Source organism: Pseudonocardia pini, assembly GCF_013870575.1.
Lineage (GTDB): Bacteria > Actinomycetota > Actinomycetes > Mycobacteriales > Pseudonocardiaceae > Pseudonocardia > Pseudonocardia pini.
The window spans coordinates 1-3,262 of sequence record NZ_JACBXB010000649.1 but is presented as its reverse complement, the minus strand read 5'-3'; the positions used below and the strand labels follow the sequence as shown (position 1 = coordinate 3,262).

At 73.9% G+C, this 3,262-nt stretch carries 3 protein-coding genes; all 3 read left to right on the top strand.

What is annotated here, in order from left to right; genetic code table 11:
* A partial coding sequence (locus H5J29_RS26505) for a TrmH family RNA methyltransferase (RefSeq protein WP_181783733.1) occupies positions 1-360 on the top strand: 360 nt, incomplete at its 5' end.
* A 10-nt stretch (positions 361-370) separates the two neighbouring features.
* Positions 371-1,387: a phenylalanine--tRNA ligase subunit alpha gene (gene pheS, locus H5J29_RS26500; RefSeq protein ID WP_181783732.1), complete on the top strand. Its 1,017-nt coding sequence runs from the start codon at positions 371-373 to the stop codon at positions 1,385-1,387.
* A 10-nt stretch (positions 1,388-1,397) separates the two neighbouring features.
* A partial coding sequence (pheT, locus tag H5J29_RS26495; RefSeq protein WP_181783731.1) for a phenylalanine--tRNA ligase subunit beta occupies positions 1,398-3,262 on the top strand: 1,865 nt, incomplete at its 3' end.

Below are 3,262 nucleotides of genomic sequence, written 5' to 3'. Positions count from 1 at the left end.
CACAACGGCAAGGCCGTCCGGGCCTCCACCGGGAGCGTCTTCCACCTCCCCGTGGCCCGCGAACGGGACCTCCCCACCGTGCTGGCGGCCCTGGGTGGGCTGACCGTGCTCGCCGCGGACGGACACGGCGAGCTGGACCTGCACTCACCCGCGGCCGCCGAGGTGCTGGCCCGCCCCACGGCGTGGATATTCGGGGGCGAGGCGCACGGCCTGCCCGAGATCGTGCTGGCCGCGGCGGACCATCGCGTGCGGGTCCCGCTGTACGGCCGCGCGGAGAGCCTGAACCTGGCCACCGCCGCGGCCGTGTGCCTGTACGCGAGCGCTGCGGGGCAGCGTTCTAGGATCACCGACCGTGCCTGAGGGAACCGCCATGAGCAGCATCGACGTCACCGACCTGGACGCCGCCGTCGAGGCCGCGCGCGAGGCGTTCGACGGCGCGGGTGACCTGGAGGCCCTCGCCGCCGTCCGGCCCGCCCACCTCGGCGACAAGGCGCCCGTCCTGCTCGCCCGGCGCAGCCTCGGCAGCCTGCCCGGCAAGGAGCGCGCCGAGGCGGGCAAGCGGGTCAACGCCGCGCGCGTCGAGGTCCAGGCGGCCTTCGACGCCCGTCGCGGGGTCCTCGTCGCCGAGCGGGACGAGCGGGTCCTGCGCGAGGAGACCGTCGACGTCAGCCTGCCGTGGGACCGGCACCCGCGCGGCGCCCGACACCCCATCACCCAGATCGCCGAGACGATCGCGGACGTGTTCGTGGGGATGGGCTGGGAGGTCGCGGAGGGCCCCGAGGTCGAGTCCCCCTGGCTGAACTTCGACGCGCTGAACTTCGGCAAGGACCATCCCGCACGGACCATGCAGGACACGTTCTACCTGGCCGACGGCACCGTCCTGCGCACCCACACCTCCCCGGTGCAGGTGCGGGCGCTGCTGGAGCGCGAGCTGCCGGTCTACGTGGTCTGCCCGGGGCGCACCTTCCGCACGGACGAGCTCGACGCCACCCACACCCCCGTCTTCCACCAGGTCGAGGGCCTGGCGGTGGACAAGGGCATCACCATGGCGCACCTCAAGGGCACGCTCGACGCCTTCGCCCGCGCCATGTTCGGGCACGAGTCCACGACCCGGCTGCGGCCGAGCTTCTTCCCCTTCACCGAGCCGTCCGCCGAGGTGGACGTGTGGTTCCCGGAGAAGAAGGGCGGCGCGGGCTGGGTCGAGTGGGGCGGCTGCGGCATGGTCAACCCCAACGTCCTGCGCTCCTGCGGCGTGGACCCGGAGGTCTACTCCGGCTTCGCCTTCGGCATGGGCCTGGAGCGGACCCTGCAGTTCCGCAACGGGCTGCCGGACATGCGGGACATGGTCGAGGGCGACGTCCGGTTCAGCCGGGCCTTCGGTATCTGAGGAGTACGACGTGCGAGTCCCCCTGTCCTGGCTGCGTGACCACGTGGCCGACGTCCCCGCCGACCCCGCGGTCGTCGGGGAGGCGTTCGTGCGCGTCGGTCTCGAGCTCGAGGAGATCCACCCCCTCCCGGAGATCACGGGGCCGCTCACCGTCGGTCGCGTGCTGGAGATCGACGAACTCACCGGGTTCAAGAAGCCGATCCGGTACTGCCGGGTGGACGTCGGCGACGCCGAGCCGCAGGGGATCGTCTGCGGCGCACGGAACTTCGCCGTCGGCGACCTGGTCGTCGCCGCGCTGCCGGGTGCCGTGCTGCCCGGTCCGTTCCCGATCGCCGCGCGGGAGACCTACGGCAGGACCTCGGACGGGATGATCTGCTCCGCGAAGGAGCTGGGGCTGGGGTCCGACCACTCCGGCATCCTCGTGCTGCCGCCGGGCACGGCCGAGCCGGGCGCGGACGCGCTGCCGGTGCTGGGGCTGACGGACCCGGTCGTCGAGCTGGCGATCACGCCGGACCGCGGCTACTGCTTCGCCGTGCGCGGGATCGCGCGCGAGCTGGCGGCGTCGCTGGGCACCGCGTACACGGACCCGGCGCTGCAGGTGGCGGTCCCGAAGGAGAAGGCCGCGGCGTACCCGGTCCGCATCGAGGACCCGACCGGTTGCGCCCGGTTCGTGACCCGCAGGGTCACCGGGGTGGACGCGAGCGCCCCCAGCCCCTGGTGGCTGCAGCGGCGGTTGCTCGCGGCGGGGATGCGGCCGATCTCGCTGACGGTGGACGTCACGAACTACGTGATGCTCGACCTCGGCCAGCCGATCCACGCCTACGACGGCTCGCGCCTGCGGGGAGACATCGTCGTGCGTCGCGCGGCCACGGGCGAGAAGCTCCGCACGCTCGACGACGTGGAGCGCACGCTGGACCCGGACGACCTCCTGATCACGGACGACTCGGGCCCGATCGGCCTGGCGGGCACCATGGGCGGGGCCTCGACGGAGATCCCGCTGGAGAAGACGGGGACCGTCGACGTCGTCATCGAGGCCGCGCACTTCACCCCGACCGTGGTCGCGCGGGCCGCCCGGCGGCACAAGCTGCCCAGCGAGGCGGCGAAGCGCTTCGAACGGGCCGTGGACCCGCAGCTGCCGCCGATCGCGGCCGAGCTGGTGGCGAACCTGCTGGTGGAGCACGGTGGCGGGCGGATCGAGCCCGGCCGCACGGACGTCGGCGCGGCACCCGCGCTGCCCGCGATCACCCTGGCCGTCGACCTCCCGGACCGTACCGCGGGCACGACCTACGCCCCCGGTGCCACCGTGGCGCGGCTGGAGGAGGTCGGCTGCGCGGTCACCGGGACCGACCCGCTCACGGTCACCCCGCCGTCGTGGCGGCCGGACCTGGACATCCCCGCGGCGCTGGTCGAGGAGGTCCTGCGGCTGGAGGGCTACGACACCATCCCGTCGGTGCTGCCCGCCGCGCCCGCCGGTCGGGGTCTGACCCCCGCCCAGCAGCGGGTCCGGGCGGTGTCGCGTGCGGTCGCCGAGACCGGGTTCGTGGAGGTGGAGCCCTTCCCGTTCGTGTCCGACAGCGCCTGGGACGCCCTGGGCCTGCCCGCGAACGACATCCGACGGAAGACCGTCACGGTCGCCAACCCGCTCGACGCCGAGCGCAACCGGCTCTCGACCACCCTGCTGCCGGGGCTGCTGGACACCCTGGTGCGCAACAAGGCCCGCGGGTTCGACGACCTCGCCCTGTACACGATCGGCCAGGTCGTGCTGCCACACCGCAACCCGGTGCCCATGCCCGACCCGGCCGTCGACCGCAGGCCGAGCGACGCCGAGATCGCCATGATCAAGGCCGCGCTGCCCGCCCAGCCCGTGCACGTCGG

What these genes read in the sequence shown, in the direction of transcription:
- pheS (WP_181783732.1), top strand. Translation starts at nt 371, where the DNA reads ATGAGCAGCATCGACGTCACCGACCTGGACGCCGCCGTCGAGGCCGCG.